We start from the raw sequence: 20,515 nt of genomic DNA, 5'->3' as shown, positions 1-20,515 counted from the left end.
TCGCTCATGATCCACTCGCCACCGTGTTGGCGAGGATAGGTGCTGCTTTCTTGCACTCCTGGAGCGCCCAATTCTAACCTTAGGAGCATTGGTCATGATGAAACCCAACCAACCTACCGGCATTATCGGCTATGGCGTGTACATCCCACGTTACCGGATCGCAGCGCGCGAAATTGCTCGGATCTGGACAGACGGTCAGAATGGCGTCCCCGTGGAGGCAAAGAGCGTTCCCGGCCCCGATGAAGACACGATTACGATGGCAATTGAAGCGGCGCGTAATGCGCTGGCGCGCGCCGACATTCCGGCTAGCGCACTCGGTGCGGTCTGGATCGGGAGCGAAAGCCATCCCTACAGCGTGAAACCATCGGGGACGGTAGTAGCCGACGCACTCGGCGCCGGGCCATGGGTGAGCGCCGCCGACTGGGAATTCGCATGTAAGGCCGGCTCCGAAGCGCTGACCGCGGCGATGGCACTGGTCGGCAGTGGGATGCAGCGCTACGCCCTGGCGATCGGCGCCGACACTGCCCAGGGTCGTCCCGGTGATGCGCTGGAATACACTGCTTCCGCCGGCGCAGCAGCGTTGATCGTTGGCCCTGCTACCGAAGCGTTGGCGACCATCGATGCAACCGTTTCGTATGTCACCGATACCCCTGACTTCTACCGCCGTGCCGACCGACCGTACCCGGTACACGGCAACCGCTTCACCGGCGAGCCGGCGTACTTCCACCAGATTCAATCGGCAGCCTCTGAATTATTACGTCAACTCAACCGCACTGCTGCCGACTTTACCTATGCCGTCTTCCATCAACCGAACGCGAAATTTCCACAGACGGTTGCCAAACGACTTGGCTTCACCGATGCCCAAATCGCGCCGGGATTGCTCAGCCCACAGATCGGCAATACCTATTCGGGCGCCGCACTGCTCGGCCTGTGTGCCATTCTCGATGTCGCCAAACCGGGCGATACCATTTTCGTAACGAGCTACGGTAGTGGGGCCGGTTCCGACGCTTATGCGCTCACCGTTACCGAAGCGATTGTGGAGCGACGCGAGCGAGCGCCATTGACGGCAGCGTACCTCGCCCGTAAGGTGATGATCGATTACGCAGTGTATGCGAAATGGCGCGGTAAGTTGGTGATGGGCTAGGGAACGTTCGCGGTGGTTGATGCGTAAATGCAACATCGCGTATTACGCCGGCAATACCATCCGTCCGATAACGTTGTGGTGCGAGAAAACAACCATCCATCGAGGAGTCGTTATGACGAACGTCTATATTGCAGGTATGGGAGCGACTGCGGTTGGCGAGCACTACCGGCGCAGCCTCGCCGATCTCGTCAGTGAAGCAGCTCGTGCCGCACTATCCAGCGCACCGGGATTCGCTCCCCATCAGATCGGTGCCCTCTATGTCGGCAGTGCCTACAGTGAAGAGCTGTATGGGCAGAGCCAACTCGGCGCATATCTCGCCGGTGTACTGGGCCTCTCCACCTCCATCCCCGCACTCCGCGTCGAAGCTGCCGGCGCGAGTGGCGGATTAGCCCTCTACCAGGCAATCCAAGCAGTACAACACGGCGTGCCCTTAGCACTAGTCATCGGTGTCGAAAAGGTCACCGATCAGCTCGAAGACGATATCGAGGCCGCACAAGCAATGGCAAGCGACGGCGATGAAGAGGCGTTACACGGCATCACCTTGACGGCACAGTGGGCAATGCTGATGCGTCGCTACATGTACGAATACGGCTATAGCGCTGAAGCGTTCGCGCCGTTCCCGATCAATGCCCATGCCAACGGCGCCCAAAATCCGCTTGCCCTTTACCGTTTTCCCATTGACCCTAACAAATATCGCAAAGCGGCGATGGTTGCATCACCGATCAACCTGCTCGATTGCAGTACCCTTGCCGATGGCGCAGCAGCCCTTCTGATCGTGAACGAGACGTTGGCCCGCGAATTAACCGGGCCATGCATTCGTATTGCCGGGTCGGCTGTTGCTACCGACACGGTTGCCCTTCATCGCCGACGTAACCCGCTCGAACTAACCGCCGCGCGGGCCAGTGCGCACATTGCCCTTGCTCGTGCTCATCTCAGTGTGGGTGAGGTGGATGTGTGGGAACTCAGCGACCCGCATGGGATTGCAGCGACTCTTGCGCTCGAAGCGATTGGGTGCTACGAACCAGGTACAACCCCACGCCACGCCGCCGAAGGAGCGATTACACCGACTGGTAAGACACCCATTGCCACGGCCGGCGGCTATAAAGCGCGCGGTGACGTAGGTGGAGCAAATGGAATCTATCAGGTGATCGAGCTTGCCCATCAACTCTGTGGTACGGCCGGAGCGACCCAAGTTGCTGATGCACGGGTTGGGTTAGCTCAAACACTCGGTGGCATCGGGGCGACGGTAGTGAGCCATGTCCTGATTCGCGAATCGTAAGTGTACCCCTTTACGGCGGTAGTTGCGTGCTGTACAATAAGGCTGCTCCCGCCTGTGTCTATATTGAAGGAGTACACGTATGTTTCAGGAAATGGTCAATGGCAGTATCGCCGTCCTAACCAAACCGTCGGCCCAAACGTTCGAACAGCATGAGCGAGATAATCTGGTCTGGGCGTTGATCTACGCGGTTATTGCCAGCATGATCAACGGTATCCTGGCGGCGATAACATGGCCCCTCCGTGTGGGAGGCATTCGCGCGCAACTTGAGGCACAAGGACTGGCAAGCGACGTTATCGATGCAACGCTCGCCCAACAAGGGAATGTTATCAGTCTTGTGCTTGGTGGTATTTTTGGTACTATCATCGGCTCGTTAGTTGTTTGGGGCCTGATCTACCTGCTCGGACGAGCCTTTGGTGGTACTGGCAACTTTGGCGAGCTGGCGTGGGACATTTCGCTCTTTTCGTCACCTTTAGCAGTAGGGCAGGCGATCGCGAATGCAATCCCCTTCATTGGTTTCATCATTTCGCTCGGTCTTACGGTATACGGCGTCTATTTGACGTACTTAGCTATTCAGTCGGGCATGAATCTGCCCGCCCAGAAAGCTCTCTACGTTGCCATTATTTTGTTCGTCATCGGTATCATATTTACTTGTGTGACGACAGGATTATTAGCCGTCGTTACGATCTTGAGTGGGGGTTTTGCGCCATGAATATTGCACGACACTGGCGAGAACGCATAAGCCGTTACCGACTGGAAGGACAACGCCATCGCCATACCGGCGAAGTGCGCTTTCCAGCCCAACCGCCGACCCTTGATGAAGACCCTAACGATTGGGAGCCATATCAGTTAAGCGGGCGCGGGGAGATTTATAGCTTCAGCGTGATCCGCCAAGCGCCTTCGGGATACGAAAGCCTCGGTATCTATCCGGTGGCTCTGGTGCGGTTAGAAGAAGGCCCTCTGGTGACGGCACAATTAACCGACTGTGACGAAGCCGACCTCGCCATCGGGATGCCGGTCGAGATGGTCACCCGCCGGCTGATGGATACCGGCGAGGACGGGGTACTGGTATACGGTTATAAATTCCGCCCCTGCTTACGCTCATCCTAGCACTGCGTGATCGTATAGCGCTGCACAACTGTGCGGCGCTTCGACGGTTTTACGGGCCGACCACCATCGGGTAACCGGCTGCGGCCCATGCCCGCATTCCACCGGCAACGTTGATCGCCTCAAATTCATGCGATCGCAACAGATCACACGCTGCCGCACTCCGATTCCCCGACCGACAGATGCAAACAATCGGTTTGTCGGTCGGTAGTTCGCTCAAACGCTGTTCCAACTCTTGGAGCGGGATAAGCGTTGATTGGGCGATCCGGCCATCTTGGACAAATTCCTGCGGCGTGCGCACATCGAGAAGGAAGAAGTTTTCTTGCCGGTCTAGCATTGTTTTCAAGCGGGCAACGTTGATCTCAGCCGGCAACTTTGTGGCCGGCGATGTGGTTGTTGCCGCTGTGCCACAAGCAGTGAGGATAATGGTTGTCATCAGCAAGAGAGCTAATACAAAGCGTTGCATAGTTGTTATCCTTATTCTCAAGGGCGATTGGGCAGGAACACAACGAAGCTGTGTCCCTACCCACTGCCAGAGGCCATCCCCCAACGACAACAGAGAGTCTATCAATCTCGGCACCCCAACGCCAGCATCGCCGTGTGCGTTGTCAGGTGGATGTGATCTTGCCCGATCTTATCGAGCAATTCCGACTGCTTGAGCCGATCCATAACCGGTCCTTTAATATCGGCCAGATGAAACTCGACACCGGCATCGCGCAGACTATCGATTAAGCTATCGAGCGTATGCAAAGCGCTCGAGTCGATGAAATTAATGGCCGAACCGATCAATACCAAATGCTTCACCTCAGGTCGTTCAGCCACAATCTGCAATAACGCCTGCTCGAGATAGCGTGTATTGGCGAAATAGAGGCTCTCATCAACGCGGACGGCCACTACGTGTGGCCATGTCTTGACCGGATGACGCGCGACATTGCGGTAGACTTCACTATCCCCCAGCCGACCAACGATGGCGATATGCGGACGACTCGTGCGCCAGAGGTAGAGGACTAACGCCGAAGCGACGCCGGCAAAGATACCGGTCTCAATCCCAAGAGCCAGCACCGCCACAAACGTAATAAGCCACGTAAAGGCATCCCCGTGATTAGTGCGCCAGATCCGCTGCGGCTCGTGCAGATCAACCAGCCCGATGACTGCTACGATCACGGTCGCGGCTAACACTGCCTGCGGTAGGTAGTAAAAGACCGGAGTAAAGAAGAGCAGAATCAGTGCAATCATGGCGGCAGTGATCAACGATGCCAAACCGGTGATCGCACCGGCCTGAGCATTGACCACTGAGCGCGCAAAACCACCCGTCACCGGATAACCGCTGAAGAAGCTGGCCGCAATATTGGCAGCCCCAAGCGCAACCAACTCCTGATCGGGATCAATTGCCTGGCGACGCTTACTGGCCAATGCCTTAGCGACGGCTATTGACTCAACCACACTGACCAACACAATTGTGAGGGCTGTCGGCAGTAAGGCTTGCGCGTCGGCCATAGTTAGGGCCGGTGAGCTAATCGGCGATAGACCGGGAGGGATCGTGCCTACAACCGCGACACCGGCAATTTGATCGAGGCGGAATATTTGCGCCACGAGAATACCAAGAATCACCGCCAACAGTGGCGCACCACTCACGATCAAGGTGACAGCTAACGGTGATAAGCCAGCCCGTCGCAATAACGGACGCAGCCCCTGCCGAAAGAAGAGTAACAAACCAATACTTGCCAAACCGATCGCCAACGTGGCAACATTGGTCTGGCTCAGACCGGCGATTGCTTGCGCGATTGTTTCGTGGAAATGTTCACCACCGATCCGATAGCCGAGAATATATTTCAACTGGCCGACGGCAATGATTAAGGCCGAGGCACTGGTAAAGGCCGCCAATACGGGGTGCGAGATGAAATTGAGAATCACACCCAGCCGCAGCACGCCAAGCAGCAGCTTGATCGCGCCAACCATAAAGGCTAGCAAAAGTACCAACTGAAAATAGCGCTCAGTACCCGGTACAGCCAACGCACTCACCCCGTTGAATACGAGGAGTGACGTAATTGCGACCGGACCTACCGAAAGTTGACCTGAGGTACCGAGGAGGGCGTAGACAATCAGTGGCGCGACCGATGCGTACAGACCAACCTGCGGTGGAAGACCGGCTAACTGTGCGTAAGCCATGCTCTGCGGAATGAGCATAATGGCGGTAACGATCCCCGCCACTATGTCGCTCGGCAGATGCTCGAGCCGATAGGTACGTAACCAGTTCAGGAATGGCAGGTAGCGTGTAATCATCACTAGCAACGCTGCCTGCACTCCCGGTTGGCGCGCAGAAACGGGTATCATACCCTCTCCCTTTACCCCTGCATGCTGCTCCGCTCAAAGAAATCGTCGGCGCAGAACTCAAAGGTTGCCATTGCATCGTCATCGTAGCCGGCGGCGCGTAGTTCGGCCTCGGCCTGTTCGCGCGTCCAACCCTGATGCACGATCCGATAGAGCATCCAAATCAGACCGACGCGGGTGGCACTGCGGCAATGAAACACCAGCTTGCCGGTTTCCGGAGCTTCGACAATCCGAGCAAACTCGGCCAGATGCTCCGGCTCCAGTTCGTAGGCTGGCCATGGTGCGTGAATGTAGTGTAAACCGGCAGCACGAGCGTTAGCTGCTTGCACGGCTGCCCGTTCGGGATCACTGCGAATATTCAAGACGGTTTTGTAACCCGCCGCCACAAAGCGTTGCCAGTCTTCTGGCTGTGGCTGCGCTGCCAGCAATACCCGATCGGTAACAGCATAGCTGCGCAGCGGTGCGATCTCGGTTTGGTGCTGCAAGGCATTGCAAAGTTGATTCTGCATAGGTTTTGATTCTCCCGTACATCGCAACGCTCTGCCCAACCGGGTAGAGCGCTGCGATTCGCTTACTGACGATGAACCGGATAGCCGGACCGCTGCCACGCGATCATCCCACCAACCACATTCGTCACGTTGGTGAAGCCGTGGCGTTGGAGCATTTCACAAGCCACCTGGCTGCGATTACCCGACCGGCAAATGCACACAATTGGTTGATCTTTCGGCAATTCGTTCATGCGCGTTGCCAACATTGGCAGCGGCAGCAAACGTGCGCCGGCCACATGCCCATCGTAGGCAAACTCTTCCGGCTGGCGCACATCAACCAGCACGATCGGTTCACGTGAGTCCAATTTCGCTTTTAACTCTTGCACCGTCATGGTGCCAATTTGGTTAGTTTGTGTCTCACGCGGATTGCGAAACAGTTGTCGAAACATAGTATCATTATCCTTTTACAAGAAAGGACGGCGCGCTCTTTGTTGCTCCCTGATCGCGCCGTCGTCGATCAACCTTACTATTGGGTCTATGTCGGCTCTTTTTAAATGAACAACGTCACTTTCGAGCGAGCAGCATCGCCAAGGAACGTTGCGACACCGCCGGTCTCCAAGCCTTCAACCAGCTCTTCATCCTTGATACCGAGTAATTCGCGCGACATGTCGCAGACGACCATGCGCACGCCCAATTCACGAGCCATCGCAAACAATTCTTCCGGCGACGCAACATCGTGCTTCTTCATCAGGTTGCGGATGATCTGCGCACCGGCCCCGAAGAAGTTCATCTGCGATAGACCCAGCTCACCTAGCTTGCCAGGGAGCATTGCCGTGAAGCCTTGCTCAAGCAGGTTCTTTCCGCTAAAGACCTTCTGTTTCTTAACTGCACTGATGCCCCAGAAGGTGAAGAACATACTCACTTCGAGACCCATCGAGGCAGCACCGGTGGCGATGATGAACGCAGCAATTGCCTTGTCCAAATCGCCGGAGAAGACGACCATTGCCAGCCGATCTTCAATCCCCTGCGCTGGTGATTGCTCAAGTGCAGCGACGCGTTGCTCAAGTTCGGCGATCCGGGCGAGCAGGGCTTGCGTATCAACAATTTCCGTCATCGGTGTTGTCATTGCTTTTCCTTCCTTACGTTGTTGTTTCACCTGCCGGAGCAACTCGATCCTAGGCCGTGCGACGCAGGTAGTGAATGTACAGCTCCTGTCCGTTCTCTTGCACCGTTTCCTGTGCAACCAGCTCAACGTTCTTGGCCGTCTTCACCCAACCCTGAAAATCGGCTACCGAACCACGGTCGGTCGATATTACCTGCAACACCTTACCGACCGGCAATTCGGCAATTGCCTTGCGGCTCTTGACCAACGGCATTGGGCACTTCGCCCCCTTAACATCGAGTGTTTGATCAAACTGTGGCATAAAGGTCTCCTCCTTGTATCCTTCGGCGGTAGCAGCTCAGACTACCGCCATCGCTAGCTCTATCCTATCACTTTTCGCCGGACAATGCACAGATATTCTTGCCCAATTCTAGTTCACTCGCTTTGCCATCGCAGGCTTCTACCAGACCGATGTTCACCCGCTTGATCTCAACGTATTCCGGTGGGAAAACCGGCAGGTGGCTGAGCACGAAGCTCGTGAACTCTTCCAGCGTGCGCGGCTTGAGGCTATCATTCTGTGCCAGTACCTGCTTGTACGGCGCAGCAAAGATACCGTTGCCGGCATCCTCCTCAAGGGTGCTGAAGTGGGCCGGTAGGATCATTGTGTCGTCGGTCAGATGACGTGGCAGCCACTCGAACATGCTGCGGTAGAGGATGGGCGTCCACGCTTCACCCTTGCCGCCGAGGTCGGGGCGACCAAACGAGCGCAAGAAGATACCGTCACCGGTGAACAGATAGCGACCGCCGTCCAGCGTCTCGGCAAGGAAGTTGACCTGACCGAGGGTGTGACCTGGATACCAGATTGTCGTGATCCGCACCTGACCGATCTGGAAGACCTGCCCATCACGCAACGGCTCATAGGCAATCACCGCCGGCAGCATATCGATGGGGTGGATGGCATCGTAGGGATGGATGTAGTACGGCGCACCGGTTTCCTTCGACAACGCAGGACCACCACTGATGTGGTCGGCATGGACGTGCGTGTCGAGAATGGTTGTCAACTTCGCACCAGCGCCTTCGATCAGCTCACGGTAGACATTGGTATGGCGGAGCGGGTCGATTAACGCGGCCTGCCCATCGCTGATAATTGCGAAGCTCAAGTCGCCACGGGCAGGGCGGGCAATCTGCACAATCCGACCCCAAGTGGCGCTCACCACATCGCGCACATCGTAATAGTTCCCCCAACCGATTGTCCCGTCTGTCACCGAGACGGCACGGTAGCCGTGATTATTCAGGATTTCAGCGACGTACTGCGACGAACCACCCTTGGCACAGATAACGATAACCTCTTCAACATCGTTTGGCATACGAGCCAACGCCGCCTCTTCGTCTTCAATAAAATCGTAGTAGGGCAGATTGAGGGTGCGCAGCGTCGCATGCCCCTCGATCGGCATACGCTTGAACTCGTCCTCGTTACGCACGTCGAGAATGAACAACGGTTGTGCGCTCAACAAGCGGGCATACAGTTCGCGGGGAGAAATTTCAGTAACAGTCGATTGATCCTGCGTGAACGTCATTGCTTATCAACCCTTTCTGCATTTTTTGTGAACCACAGCACTAATTTCAGGTTCGCTTGTAGCATACACCGCAAGCGTTAGAGTCATACGAGGGTTTTGTAAGGGTTTGGTAAGGAAAAGAGGTATTTCGCAATGACCTGTCAATAACGGCAAAATCAGGGTATACTGAACAGAAAGACCATTATTACGAAGGAGGTCATATGGTGCGGCCAATTGTGCCTTTAACCGATAAATTCATCAACGAGTTGGTTCGCCCACGCGGTCCGGCCAATGTTCCGGCTGTGGGCAGTGAAGCCCCCGACTTTACCCTGCCCTATGCCCAATTTCTCAGCGGCCCGCCTGAAGACCGTGTAGAATACGGACGGACGATAACCCTGAGCGCACTGCGCGGCCGACCGGTGGTACTGAACCTGACCCGGATTTTCAGCGAGCGGGTCTTCTGCCCCAATTGCGCTCCTCACCTTGCCGCGCTCCGCACGCAGTACAGCGAATTTTCCCGCCGGAATGTGCATTTGCTGGTGGTCAGCAGCACCGATCTCGAAACTACCAGCTATGTCGCCGAGGTGTTACGCGCGCCTTTCCCCATTCTCAGCGATCCCGATTGGAAGGTCTTTACCGGTTACGGTATGGGCTCAGCATTCGGCGCCCCTCTCCCCGGGGTCTTCATTATTGACGCACAGGGTATCATTCGCTGGAGCTGGGTTGCACCGTTTTCGCCGATCTTCTCGCCTCCGCCTATCGAGGAGCTGACTGCTGTGCTTGATAGCATCGGGGCAACCCCAACCACAACTGCTTAGCTTCGCCAAAGACTACGACTATTCACGCCCGTATTCCGCTCACCGCTATATGGCAACAGGCGTCCATTCGCCCACACAGTTCGACCACGGTGCCGTTGGTGGTGAGCACGGGTTCCGTTGGTACCTGCTGATCGTGTACCGCAATGTGATCGACTACTCAATATCCATAGTTTGCAACGTAAACTCTGTACCTGTAGCAGTCGCCCTCAATATATCAACATTAAGTTCACGCACAGCAACAGTTTGATCAGCATTGAATCGTTCTCAACTGAACGTGCTTGAAGTTCCTTCCCTGAGATCGGACCTCGCACCGGATCGTTCGAGCATGTGGGCATCGAGAACTTTGTCAAGAACTGCTTTTACTTTGCGGATCGAAATAGCGACCTGTCACCGATTTTGATTGCAGATTGCTGGGGCAATCCATCAAGACCGAGCGTCACTTTGCACACATCTCAATATCGCTACGCCGTGTTCCCAGATGCATTGCACAAACAGCGAGTATAGCGCCATAGGTATGCGCTAATCAACAATACGGCTGATGTGATTTATTTACCAAAACGAAAAACACTTCCCCTGTCCGCTCCGAACTAGAATGCGGACACACATAAAGTGGAGCGAAGAAGGGAAAAATGTGGAGGCACGTAATGCAGTTCACGCAAGCTGTATCCGCCTCATAAAACCGGATCGACGATCACTCCCGCGAAACTCAAGCCTGCCCGATGAAAGCATTCCTGTGAGCGGTATTACTCTGAACAGAGCCAGCAGTATCGCTATGACTCTGTACAGTTACTGCTCACAGATGCCGCCGTTACAACCCCGCCGTACCTGCGGACTATCGGTTGATTAGCGGTATATACACGTCACGCCGATTACCGATGGTGAAACTCGTTGCATAGGATGTGGCCAGCGCATTGCCGGCTGCATCCTTCACACCAGTTGTTACCAATTGTTACAGTCATGTGATAAACGGCTGCCGGCACAAACCGTCAGCTTGGGCAAGGAAGGTAACTTGTACGTGCACAACCCAACCGGCACGATCGCGCTGCTCTTCCTCAACGCCGATAGCACCTACTGCACAATGAGCGCCACATTGAGCAGAATGATAACCGCCGTGATCACACCGGCAAGGATCGTCGTCACCCAATGATTGCGCAGACTGCCCATCAAACGGCGTTGGCCGGTAAACCAGACCAGCGGGATCAACGCAAAGGGTAGCGCAAAGCTTAGCGCTACCTGGCTCAACACCAGCGCTTTGGTCGGATCGATACCGAGCGCAATCACCAGCAAGGCCGGCGCCATCGTAATCACCCGCCGCAACCAGAGCGGTACTTCCCATTGTAAAAAGCCTTGCATAATCGCTTGACCGGCTAATGTACCCACCGCCGAAGAAGAAATCCCGGCCACCAGCAGGGCAATCCCAAAGATCAGGCTCGCCGCCGAACCGAGTAACGGCGTTAGACTCTGGTAAGCCCCTTCAATGGTGGCTACATCGTGGAAGCCATGACGATGAAAGGCCGTCGCGGCCATGATCAACATCGCCGCATTGACAAGACCGGCAATACTGAGGGCGATGGCAATATCGATTAACTCATAGCGGTAAATGGTGCGACGTTCGGCGTCGGTGCGGCCGATAATCCGCCGTTGGGTGAGCGCCGAGTGGAGAAAGATCGCATGTGGCATCACCGTCGCTCCGAGAATGCCTGCCGCAAGGAGCAAACTATCACTCCCGGCTAGTTGGGGAACAACGGCGTGAAAACTAACGTCAGCCCAATCAGGACGACCTAACACGAGTTCAGCCACATAACAACCGGCAACGACGGCCAGTAACGCTGTAATCACTACTTCCAGATGACGAAACCCACGGCGTTCCAAGCTGATGATCAACCACGTGATCACAGCCGTGAGCAAGCCACCCCAGAGCAGCGGTAAGCCAAACAGCAACTGAAAGCCGATTGCGGCCCCAATAAACTCGGCAAGATCGGTTGCCATGGCCGCCAGTTCGCTCACTCCCCACATGAGCCATACTACCGGCATAGGGAAGTGTTCACGGGCTAGTTCGGCTAAACTATGGCCGGTAGCGATGCCGATCTTCGCAGCGAGCGCTTGGATCAGCATGGCCGATAGGTTGCTGGCAACGACTACCCACAACAGCATCGTGCCGAACCGAGCACCTGCTTGCACGGCGGTAGCAATATTGCCCGGATCAATATACGCAATCGACGCCACAAAGGCCGGCCCCAGAAAGGGTAGTAGCCGGAGTAACGAGCGGTGACGAGGCTGCGGTACGGCCAGTGTATCGCTAGATTGGCTCGCGTAGGTGAGCGATTCCATATCGCTAAGCTCCCGGCAATCGGTTTTGCACACAGTGAGGTGATCACAAATCTATCTTTAGGATTACCTAAATTCTATATCGATTGTACCTCAACAAAGTTGATCAGTCAAGTATCATGTAATCAGAGGCCTAACTTTGTCATTGCGAGCCGCGCTGCGTGCGGCGAAGCAATCCCTTCCGAGCATGGAACGCACCCTCTGAAGTGCGGCAGTTTCACTGTCGCATCCACGAATGCCCCCACTCAGCGATCGCATCCGCCTGAGCGGGAGATTGCTTCGGACGCTCCGCGCCCTCGCAATGACAACATAACACGCCTCCCCCACTCCTACCTTATGGCGGGGGTACATTTCTACCGTAGAGGACGCGGAGGATCATCCCCATCCCAACCCATCTTTGCGTACTCTGCGTCCTGCGCGCCTTTGCGTTACGCGTCCTGCGCGCCTTTGCGTTATGCGTCTTGCGCGCCTTTGCGTTATGCGTCCTGCGCGCCTTTGCGTTATGCGTCCTGCGCGCCTTTGCTCGCTTTACGCCTCTGTAGCGCACCTCTGCCGCGTTAGTGAGAGAGGGGCTGGCGTGAGGGTAAAACAGCGCATCCCAAAGCCATGAAGGTTTTGTCCGCCGTTGAATACCAAAAAGGCGAGAGTCATCTGACCCTCGCCCTTTCGGATCTGGCGCCCCCGGCGCGACTCGAACGCGCGACACGCAGTTTAGGAAACTGCTGCTCTATCCCCTGAGCTACGAGGGCAGGGCTGGTCCGAGTCTACCATACTCTGCAAGGCTGTGCAAGACATCGCTCTGCCCTTACACCAACATCAAACTCACCGCTACGGTAAGTATCTTTGCCATTGCCTACCCCCCGGCTATCGTCCTCCACTTACACCAACATCAAACTCACCGCTACGGTGAGTATAGTCACCGGCAAGCCAACCTTTAAGTAGGCACCAAAGGTTACCCGTACCCCCCAGCGCGCTGCCAGCTCGGCCATAATCAGGTTTGCCACCGAACCGAGTAGGGTCAAATTGCCGGCCAACGTGGCGGTCGCGGCCAGCGTTAGCCAGGCCCGCTGCTGATCGGCAAAGGCCGGGATTAAGCCTTGCAACAGTAACACTGCTGGTACGTTGCTGATCAAGTTCGAAAGTATGACCGACACCAACCCGAACGGCACCATCCCGGCTTGGGCGAGCGGGGCCAAGGCCGTGAAGAGTTCTGCGGTCCAGCCTTGAGTTTCGAGGGCGTGGGTGACGACGAAGAGACCGGCAAAGAAGGTCAAGAGACTCCAGTCAATGGTCTTGTAGACCCGTTCGGGGCGCAGGCGGCGGGTAGCGAGCAACGCACCGGCAGCAACAAACGCTGCGAGCGGGACCGGTACGCCAACCAGAAACGCGATCAGCATCAGGACGATCACAACACCGGCTTTGCGTAACAATGGTCGGTAGACCCGCGTGCGTAAGACGTTAGGCGCCACCAATGCCACGCTCCGAAATTCGTCACGGTAGATCAGCACGACGATCACCCAGCAGATCACTAGCCCGATCAGTGCGGTCGGTGTGAGCGCAGCGGCGAAGTCGAGATAGGAAATCTTCGAGGCACTACCAATGATGATGTTCTGCGGATTACCGGTGATAGTCGCCGTCGAGCCGATATTTGCCGCAACTGCCAACCCGATCAAGTAGGGCACCGGGTTACGTCGCAGCGTGCGGGTAACATCAAGCACAATCGGCGTCATCATTAACACAATCGTGTCGTTGAGAAACAGTGCCGAAAGCACCCCACTCGCGCCGATGACCAGCGCCAACAATGAGCGCGGGCCACGGGCGAATTGCACTACACGCTGGGTAATAACCCCAAAAAAACCGCTCAGAAAGAGACTGCCGTTGATCACCATCATGCTAAACAGCAACAAGATGGTGTCGAAATCAATCGCCGCATACGCTTCTTCCAACGACATCGCGCCGATGCCAAGCAGCAGTGCAGCACCGATCAGGGTAATCGTAGTACGGTCAGCGCGCAGCAATGGCCAGCGCCCTACCGCAACACCGAAAATCGTCGCAGCGACGATCAAGAGAGCAAAAAGAGGTACGATCATCATCTACAAGTGTTTGAATATTGGCAGAATAAGTACTAATACTTGCTTCACCATCCGGTAGTTGCTGAGCGCAGGTTTACTTATCAGCGTGATAGCCTAACTGCCGACTACATACCAATGCTGCCTCACGCACCCGTGGCCCCAACGCTTCGGCCCGTGCCCGGTCAAGACGGGTTGAGGGTCCTGATAAGCTGATCGCTCCGACTACCTGCCCACGACGGTCGAAGATCGGTGCAGCGACACAACATACCCCCTCTTCGCGCTCCTCGTCATCTAAGGCAAAACCGCGCTCACGCGCCAACGCGAGTTCGGCCCGCAACCGGTCACGGTCGGTAATGGTTTTGTTCGTCCACCGCTCAAAGTGGTCCCTGGCCAGATACCGTTCGAGTTCGGCAGCCGGCAGCGCCGCTAAGATCGCTTTGCCACCTCCGGTACAGTACAACGGCGCACGCTGCCCTACTTCGGTGAACATACGCACCAGATGCGGGCTTGGGATCTGTTCTTGATAGACTGCCGCATCGCCCTGCCGGATAATCAAATTACTGGTTTCACCGGTTTCGGCGGTGAGTTTAGCTAATTCGGCCCGCGCAATGCGGATCAAGTCGAAGCGACGGCTCTGAGCAGCACGAGCAGCAATTTCGAGGAGACGTGGCCCTGGACCGTACCGCCGTGTGGTTGGCTCTTGCGTCACATACCCTCTCGCTGCTAAACTGGAAAGCAAGCGATGCACGGTCGCTAACGGGAGATCGAGCTGCTCACTCAATTCCGAGACACTTAGATCATCATCGGCTTGCGCTAGTGCCTCTAAGACATCAAATGCGCGATCGATTGACTGTATCATACCCATTCCAAAATTCAAAAAAGTTTTCCATGTCTAGTGTAACACTTTCACGGCGATAGTCTGTAGAATATTTGCGCCCTCGCCAACGACAGCACCTCGTTTTTCTGCCGAATGTTCGGCGAGGTGTGATGATCGCGGTGCATCCCATCGCGTCGGGGCGACCCGGCGGTTCGCCCACAATGGTCGGGTCACGGCATGCCGTGACCCTACATGTGCCCCCACCCCACAACAACGCAACCCACCCGTTGGGGCACGGCGCTGCCGTGCCCATCCTGCCTCCACCGGTGATACAATGGCATTAGTGCCACATTCGTGGTACGTAGTTGATTTTGCCAAAGCGAGGTGATCGAGATACTTATACGGCGCTAACGTCACACAACGTGCGTAAGAGAGGTTCGCAATGTGTAGACAAACGTCCTTAAGCGCAATGCCCGACGGTTGATACATACTGTTTCAGTACCACGTCGTTGTGTGGTGTCGGCACAAACGTAGGCGCCGTTGTCGGTTGGCGATACGCTTCAGCTCATGACATCACGCTACATCTGCACGCTCAACCTGAACTTTATCTAATCACATTATGAATGCCGACCTCAAACCAACGTCTACCGACGGCCTTGGCTCTACAGCCGAACGTAAGGCACGGCTGCGCAGCACGACCTTGCCCGGCCCCTATAACGCACTCTGGTATTTTCCCCAATTGGCCGGAGGCTACCCACGCATTATCCGCAATGCCGCGCTGATCCAACTTGCACGGTACACGCCGATCATGCCGCTCAAAAATGCGATCTACCGCATGCTCGGCGTCAAGGTGGCCCCTCATGCAAGTGTTGGCTTGATGGTAATGTTCGACATCTTCTTCCCCGAAGATATTACCCTCGGCGAAAACTGCGTGATCGGGTACAATACTACCATCTTATGCCACGAAGTTACCCGCCGTGAATGGAAACGCGGCCCGGTTGTGATCGGCCCTGATGTGACAATTGGTGCGAATTGCACCATTTTGCCGGGCGTGATCATTGGCGCCGGCGCTACCGTCTCGGCGATGAGTTTGGTCAATCGCGATGTGCCGCCGGGTGCTTTCGTCGGTGGTGTCCCCATCCGACGGTTGGATCGGTGAACGAGCGAGATATCACATGCCCTCCGCCCTGTCATTCAACGGTAACAACAGCGATGTAGACGATACCCACTCTGTTTGGAGGCAAAGGAGCACCACGATGACGCTGCCCCATAACTTTGGTGGTCCCTGGACACAAAAGAAACTTGAAGCACTTCGGAAGTATTTACAGGCTTACATACAGATTTTTACAAAGAACGAAAAAGCAAAATACTTTACAACAGTTTATGTGGATGCATTTGCCGGAATCGGCTACCGAACAATTACCGATAAAGACGAGCAATCCTTGTTCAAGGACCTTCAAGAAGAGGACAATCAACAGTTTTTGAAAGGAAGTGCCCGCATTGCGTTAGAACTTGATCCACCGTTTCAACGGTACGTCTTTATCGAGAAAGACCCCCATCATGTTACCGAGTTACAACGACAATGTGCCCATTTCCCTGACCGTAACCTTAAGATTTTACCGGGTGATGCCGGCAAGATACTGCCTCAATGGATTGAGCAGACTGATTGGCGTAAAACCCGAGCTGTGGTTTTTCTCGATCCGTATGGAATGCAAGTGGAATGGTCCCTGATCGAAGCTATTGCCTCTACACAGGCGATTGATCTATGGCTTCTCTTCCCCCTCGGAATGGCTGTAAACCGTTTACTCACCCGTGACCGTCCTCCACCACGAGAGTGGCAGCAGAAGTTAGATCGGTTCTTTGGCACCTCCGACTGGTTTGAACGCTTTTATAAGGTTCAGTTTGACCTGTTCGGGGACGCACATGTGAGCAAACAAGTGTCTTGGCGCGAGATAAGCGAATTTTTTAACGAGCGCTTACAAGGGCTTTTTCCCGCGGTAGCTAAACCGCGCGTTCTCGCCAATTCGCTTGGCAACCCGCTCTACCTACTGTGTTTTGCTGCCGGCAATCAAAAAGGGGGACGAATAGCGTTAAAGATTGCCAATCACATCTTAGAACACCTGAACTAAACACATGTGCTATACTGTACCTCAGTACTGTAGAATGTCCTCTTCCACCGTGCCAACCGGAGTTGACCTATGGCTCGCACCAGTATCGAATGGACCGAAGTAACGTGGAATCCGCTTACCGGTTGTACCAAGATCAGCCCTGGATGTAAGCATTGTTATGCCGAACGGATGGCAAGGCGGTTGCAGGCAATGGGCGTGCCGAAATATCGCAACGGGTTTCGGCTGACGCTGCACCCCACCGTCCTCACCGAACCATTACACTGGCGGACACCACGGATGATTTTCGTCAATTCGATGAGCGATCTCTTTCACCAAGATGTCCCACCGGATTTTATTTGCGCGGTGTTCGCTGTGATGCGTCAAGCCCATTGGCATACGTTTCAGGTCTTGACCAAACGCGCCGAGCGACTCCGTGCGCTCGATGCGCTGCTTGATTGGCCGCCAAACGTGTGGATGGGAGTCAGTGTGGAACGTGTCGACTACATCGCACGGATCGACGACCTGCGTGCGACGGGGGCAGCCATCAAGTTTGTGTCGTGTGAGCCGTTGTTAGGTCCGTTACCACAGCTCCCGCTTGATGGCATCGACTGGGTGATCGTCGGTGGCGAATCGGGGCCGGGAGCGCGACCGATGGATCCGGCATGGGTGCGCGATATTCGCGATCAGTGCCTCGCCGCCGATGTGCCCTTTTTCTTTAAACAATGGGGTGGTCCGCGGAAAGATCGCACCGGACGTCTGCTCGATGGTCGCACATGGGACGCGATGCCGGGTGGGGTCGCCACAACAAATATGCTTACTGTTGAACCTGTTGACCGGTAACCCTGTCTTGTCACCGTTGTTCATCTTCAGAGTAGGTCTACAACGACACCGACGGGCGGTAGTATCGGCCCATGCACGCTCGCACGTTTCGGCTATAATACAGTCATTATTCTGTGGCACTCACAGGTTAACCGGCAAACGTCACGTTACAGCTACGCAGTCATCAGAACGAAGGATTCGTATGCGCTACATTCGCCCATTTATCGACTGGATATATACATTCATTACCGGCCACCTGTTCATTTTCTGGACATGCATGGCCCTCAATCTGTTTGGCGTCGTGTGGGGCGGGATTGTCTGGTATGGGCCAATGCTGGTCTCCTCGCCACCATGGGCATGGATCTTCATTCCCGATTGCCCGGCAGCCGCCCTCTACGCCACCATCGCGTTTATCCTGATCCGCTATGGCCGCGCCGTGCAGTGGTTCACCGCCTTCGCCGCTTTCGCCTGCATCAAATACGGCCTGTGGACACTTGCCTTCTGGTCACGCCACTGGCTCGGCGCCGGTACAGTCGAACCGCTTGAGCTGATGTTGTTCGTATCACACATTGGCTTGACGTGTGAGGGAATACTCCTTGCAACCCGTATCGGACGGCTTGGTATGACCGCGCGCGCCGCAGTTGCGGCCTTCTTCAGCCTATCGATTTTCGTTGATTACGGCCTTGGGTATCACCCGCCACTGACGTGGGTGGTGACGCCGGCATTCGCAATGTGGACGGCAGTTATTCTGACCAGTGTGCTCGGTTTCTGGCTAACCCGACCATCGGTGATAGTGGCCCAGCAGATTGAGGCGCGAGGACTTCAGTTCGAGAAAGGGATGCAAGACTAAGACAGCTATCCCTCAGACGGTAACACCACGCTCCAGCAGCCACTCCCGGAGTTGGTGACGACGCAGTTTGCCTGCCGCGGTACGCGGCAGCTCATCGACAAACACAATGGTGCGCGGTACCTTATAACCGGCGAGACGTTCACGACAGTGGGCTATCAGTCCCTCAGCAGTGACCGGGAAGCGCACAACGACAGCGGCTACCGGACGCTGGCCCCACTCCGGGTCGGGCACCCCAACCACTCCCACTTCGACCACGGCTGGGTGACTGAGGAGCGCAGCTTCAACTTCGGCGGGATAAATGTTCTCACCACCGGTAATAATCAAGTCGCTGCGCCGGTCAACCACATAGAGATAGCCATCAGCATCGAGATAGCCCATATCGCCGGTATGGAACCATTCATCAGGCCGACGCGATGGCATCCCCAGATACCCCGGTGATAGTGTTGGTCCACGCAAGCAAATTTCTCCAACTTCTCCTGACGCAGCCTCGCTCCCATCCGATCTAACGATCCGCAATTCAACCGGGAACAACGGCTTACCCGCCGACCCGAGTCGTTGCAAGGCTTCGGCAGGGGCAAGCGTCGCCGCTTGCGAGGCCGCTTCGGTCATGCCATAGGTCTGCGTCACCGGGATCCCACGCGCTGCGCATTGTTCGAGCAACGCGAGCGGGGCGGGGCCGCCGCCGAGCAAGACGCAGCGCACATGAGCGGGAAACGGTGCGGAATCAACTGCGAGCAATCGTTGGAGCATCACGGCGACGAGTGAGACAATCGTGATATGCTGCTCGGCAAGATCGCGCTTAACCAACGCCGGATCGAACCGCTCATGCAACACGACCGGTATGCCATAGATGACACCACGCAGCAATATACTCAACCCACCAACGTGGAAAAGCGGTAGCACCGCCAGCCAACGGTCGTCGTCGTGCAGGCCAAGGTTGAGCATCGAGCCGACTGCATTCCACCAATGGTTGCCGGCGGTTAGAATCGCACCCTTCGGCTGCCCGGTCGTGCCCGAAGTGTAGATGATCGTATGCGGAGCCGCGAGATCGATTAGCGGAGCCGGTGAAGGCGAAACGGTTGTTGCTACCGGTGTCGTCAGCTCCTCAAGGGTAACAATTGGCGCACCATGCGCTGCTGCGCGTGCATCGGCTAAGAGTTCAGCTTCGGCAATCAGTAACGACGGCGCGCTGTCGCGCACTTGAAAGGCTAGCTCAGCGGCGGTAAGCCGGGTATTGAGTAGCACCAGCGTCACGCCCGCCCGCGGCGCGGCATGCACCACCGCCGCATACGCCAACCGGTTACGGGCCAGCAAAGCTACCCGCGACCCGACCGGTACCCTTTGGCGCAACCGATCTGCCACCACACTGACCCAGCGATCAAGCTCGGCAAATGTATAGGTCGCTTCAGCGCCGATCAACGCTGGATGGTGTGGTCGAAGTAGCGACTGCCGGGCCAACCAGTCGGGAAGATACATCGTTGCCCATTCCAACTTCTCTGACAGGGGCACTGACAGGTCCCCCTCCATGGGTACCCTTCTTCATGCGCTCTGCGTTCTTTGCGCCTTTGCGTTAACACCCTTGCGTCCCTGTCTCTCACTAATACTTGTTGTTCAACTTCTTACTGCGTTCTTTGCGCCTTTGCGTTAACACCCTTGCGTCCCTGTCTCTCACTAATACTTGTTGTTCAACTTCTTACTG

At 55.8% G+C, this 20,515-nt stretch carries 20 protein-coding genes and 1 tRNA gene; 9 read left to right on the top strand and 12 right to left on the bottom strand.

All coding sequences use genetic code 11. The features are described from left to right. Positions 1–94 precede the first annotated feature (94 nt). The 4 genes from AC01ZF_RS11435 to AC01ZF_RS11420 all read left to right on the top strand — a co-directional run bounded on the left by AC01ZF_RS11435 (position 95) and on the right by AC01ZF_RS11420 (position 3,530). Positions 95–1,144 (top strand): hydroxymethylglutaryl-CoA synthase, encoded by a 1,050-nt coding sequence (locus AC01ZF_RS11435; RefSeq protein WP_424675064.1) that lies wholly within the window; start codon positions 95–97, stop codon positions 1,142–1,144. A 112-nt stretch (positions 1,145–1,256) separates the two neighbouring features. Further along, positions 1,257–2,423, top strand: coding sequence for a thiolase C-terminal domain-containing protein (locus tag AC01ZF_RS11430; RefSeq protein ID WP_424675065.1), 1,167 nt, complete (start codon positions 1,257–1,259; stop codon positions 2,421–2,423). Positions 2,424–2,502: 79 nt separating this feature from the next. After that, positions 2,503–3,132 carry a Yip1 family protein gene (locus tag AC01ZF_RS11425; protein WP_424675066.1) on the top strand — a complete coding sequence of 210 codons (630 nt, stop codon included), beginning with the start codon at positions 2,503–2,505 and terminating at the stop codon, positions 3,130–3,132. Next, positions 3,129–3,530 carry a Zn-ribbon domain-containing OB-fold protein gene (locus AC01ZF_RS11420; protein WP_428111181.1) on the top strand — a complete coding sequence of 134 codons (402 nt, stop codon included), beginning with the start codon at positions 3,129–3,131 and terminating at the stop codon, positions 3,528–3,530. The genes AC01ZF_RS11425 and AC01ZF_RS11420 overlap by 4 nt, the downstream gene beginning before the upstream one ends. Positions 3,531–3,579: 49 nt before the next feature. On the opposite strand, the gene AC01ZF_RS11415 is transcribed toward AC01ZF_RS11420, so the two are convergent. From AC01ZF_RS11415 to AC01ZF_RS11385, 7 genes are all read right to left on the bottom strand, one after another. After that, positions 3,580–3,993, bottom strand: a complete 414-nt coding sequence (locus AC01ZF_RS11415; RefSeq protein ID WP_424675068.1) for a rhodanese-like domain-containing protein — start codon at positions 3,991–3,993, stop codon at positions 3,580–3,582. A 101-nt stretch (positions 3,994–4,094) separates the two neighbouring features. Continuing rightward, positions 4,095–5,861: a SulP family inorganic anion transporter gene (locus AC01ZF_RS11410; protein ID WP_424675069.1), complete on the bottom strand. Its 1,767-nt coding sequence runs from the start codon at positions 5,859–5,861 to the stop codon at positions 4,095–4,097. Positions 5,862–5,872: 11 nt separating this feature from the next. Continuing rightward, positions 5,873–6,367 carry a protein tyrosine phosphatase family protein gene (locus AC01ZF_RS11405; protein WP_424675070.1) on the bottom strand — a complete coding sequence of 165 codons (495 nt, stop codon included), beginning with the start codon at positions 6,365–6,367 and terminating at the stop codon, positions 5,873–5,875. A 62-nt stretch (positions 6,368–6,429) separates the two neighbouring features. Next, on the bottom strand, positions 6,430–6,795 hold the full coding sequence (locus AC01ZF_RS11400) for a rhodanese-like domain-containing protein (RefSeq protein WP_424675071.1): 366 nt from the start codon (positions 6,793–6,795) through the stop codon (positions 6,430–6,432). A gap of 101 nt (positions 6,796–6,896) precedes the next feature. Further along, complete coding sequence (locus AC01ZF_RS11395) at positions 6,897–7,472, bottom strand: DsrE/DsrF/DrsH-like family protein (protein WP_424675072.1); 576 nt, start codon at positions 7,470–7,472, stop codon at positions 6,897–6,899. A 49-nt stretch (positions 7,473–7,521) separates the two neighbouring features. Beyond that, on the bottom strand, positions 7,522–7,770 hold the full coding sequence (locus AC01ZF_RS11390; RefSeq protein WP_424675073.1) for a sulfurtransferase TusA family protein: 249 nt from the start codon (positions 7,768–7,770) through the stop codon (positions 7,522–7,524). A 67-nt stretch (positions 7,771–7,837) separates the two neighbouring features. Continuing rightward, a complete protein-coding gene (locus AC01ZF_RS11385) occupies positions 7,838–9,025 on the bottom strand; it encodes an MBL fold metallo-hydrolase (protein WP_428111185.1) in 1,188 nt (395 codons plus the stop codon). Positions 9,026–9,225: 200 nt separating this feature from the next. Between AC01ZF_RS11385 and AC01ZF_RS11380 the strand changes: the two genes are divergently transcribed. Beyond that, the gene (locus tag AC01ZF_RS11380; RefSeq protein WP_424675075.1) at positions 9,226–9,822 is read left to right on the top strand and encodes a peroxiredoxin family protein; all 597 of its coding nucleotides are present in this window, start codon (positions 9,226–9,228) and stop codon (positions 9,820–9,822) included. A 1,068-nt stretch (positions 9,823–10,890) separates the two neighbouring features. Here AC01ZF_RS11380 and AC01ZF_RS11375 read toward each other — a convergent pair. From AC01ZF_RS11375 to AC01ZF_RS11360, 4 genes are all read right to left on the bottom strand, one after another. Further along, positions 10,891–12,153, bottom strand: coding sequence for an Nramp family divalent metal transporter (locus AC01ZF_RS11375; RefSeq protein WP_424675076.1), 1,263 nt, complete (start codon positions 12,151–12,153; stop codon positions 10,891–10,893). Positions 12,154–12,823: 670 nt separating this feature from the next. Beyond that, a tRNA-Arg gene (locus tag AC01ZF_RS11370) sits at positions 12,824–12,899 on the bottom strand. A 129-nt stretch (positions 12,900–13,028) separates the two neighbouring features. Then, positions 13,029–14,243 carry an anion transporter gene (locus AC01ZF_RS11365; RefSeq protein ID WP_424675077.1) on the bottom strand — a complete coding sequence of 405 codons (1,215 nt, stop codon included), beginning with the start codon at positions 14,241–14,243 and terminating at the stop codon, positions 13,029–13,031. Between the two features lie 73 nt (positions 14,244–14,316). After that, on the bottom strand, positions 14,317–15,081 hold the full coding sequence (locus AC01ZF_RS11360) for an IclR family transcriptional regulator (RefSeq protein ID WP_424675078.1): 765 nt from the start codon (positions 15,079–15,081) through the stop codon (positions 14,317–14,319). 577 nt (positions 15,082–15,658) lie between these two features. Here AC01ZF_RS11360 and AC01ZF_RS11355 point away from each other — a divergent pair. From AC01ZF_RS11355 to AC01ZF_RS11340, 4 genes are all read left to right on the top strand, one after another. Then, positions 15,659–16,198, top strand: coding sequence for an acyltransferase (locus AC01ZF_RS11355; RefSeq protein WP_424675645.1), 540 nt, complete (start codon positions 15,659–15,661; stop codon positions 16,196–16,198). 97 nt (positions 16,199–16,295) lie between these two features. Beyond that, a complete protein-coding gene (locus AC01ZF_RS11350) occupies positions 16,296–17,168 on the top strand; it encodes a three-Cys-motif partner protein TcmP (protein WP_424675644.1) in 873 nt (290 codons plus the stop codon). 69 nt (positions 17,169–17,237) lie between these two features. After that, a complete protein-coding gene (locus AC01ZF_RS11345) occupies positions 17,238–17,987 on the top strand; it encodes a DUF5131 family protein (protein ID WP_428111191.1) in 750 nt (249 codons plus the stop codon). Between the two features lie 181 nt (positions 17,988–18,168). Next, positions 18,169–18,816 carry a DUF1405 domain-containing protein gene (locus AC01ZF_RS11340; protein WP_424675642.1) on the top strand — a complete coding sequence of 216 codons (648 nt, stop codon included), beginning with the start codon at positions 18,169–18,171 and terminating at the stop codon, positions 18,814–18,816. 12 nt (positions 18,817–18,828) lie between these two features. Here the strand turns inward: AC01ZF_RS11340 and AC01ZF_RS11335 are convergent, their stop codons facing one another. Further along, a complete protein-coding gene (locus AC01ZF_RS11335) occupies positions 18,829–20,343 on the bottom strand; it encodes an o-succinylbenzoate--CoA ligase (RefSeq protein ID WP_476575362.1) in 1,515 nt (504 codons plus the stop codon). Between the last annotated feature and the right edge of the window lie 172 nt (positions 20,344–20,515).

It is taken from the genome of Chloroflexus sp. (assembly GCF_056331925.1).
The sequence above is the reverse complement of the archived record's forward strand: the minus strand, read 5'-3'. Positions and strand labels throughout refer to the sequence as shown.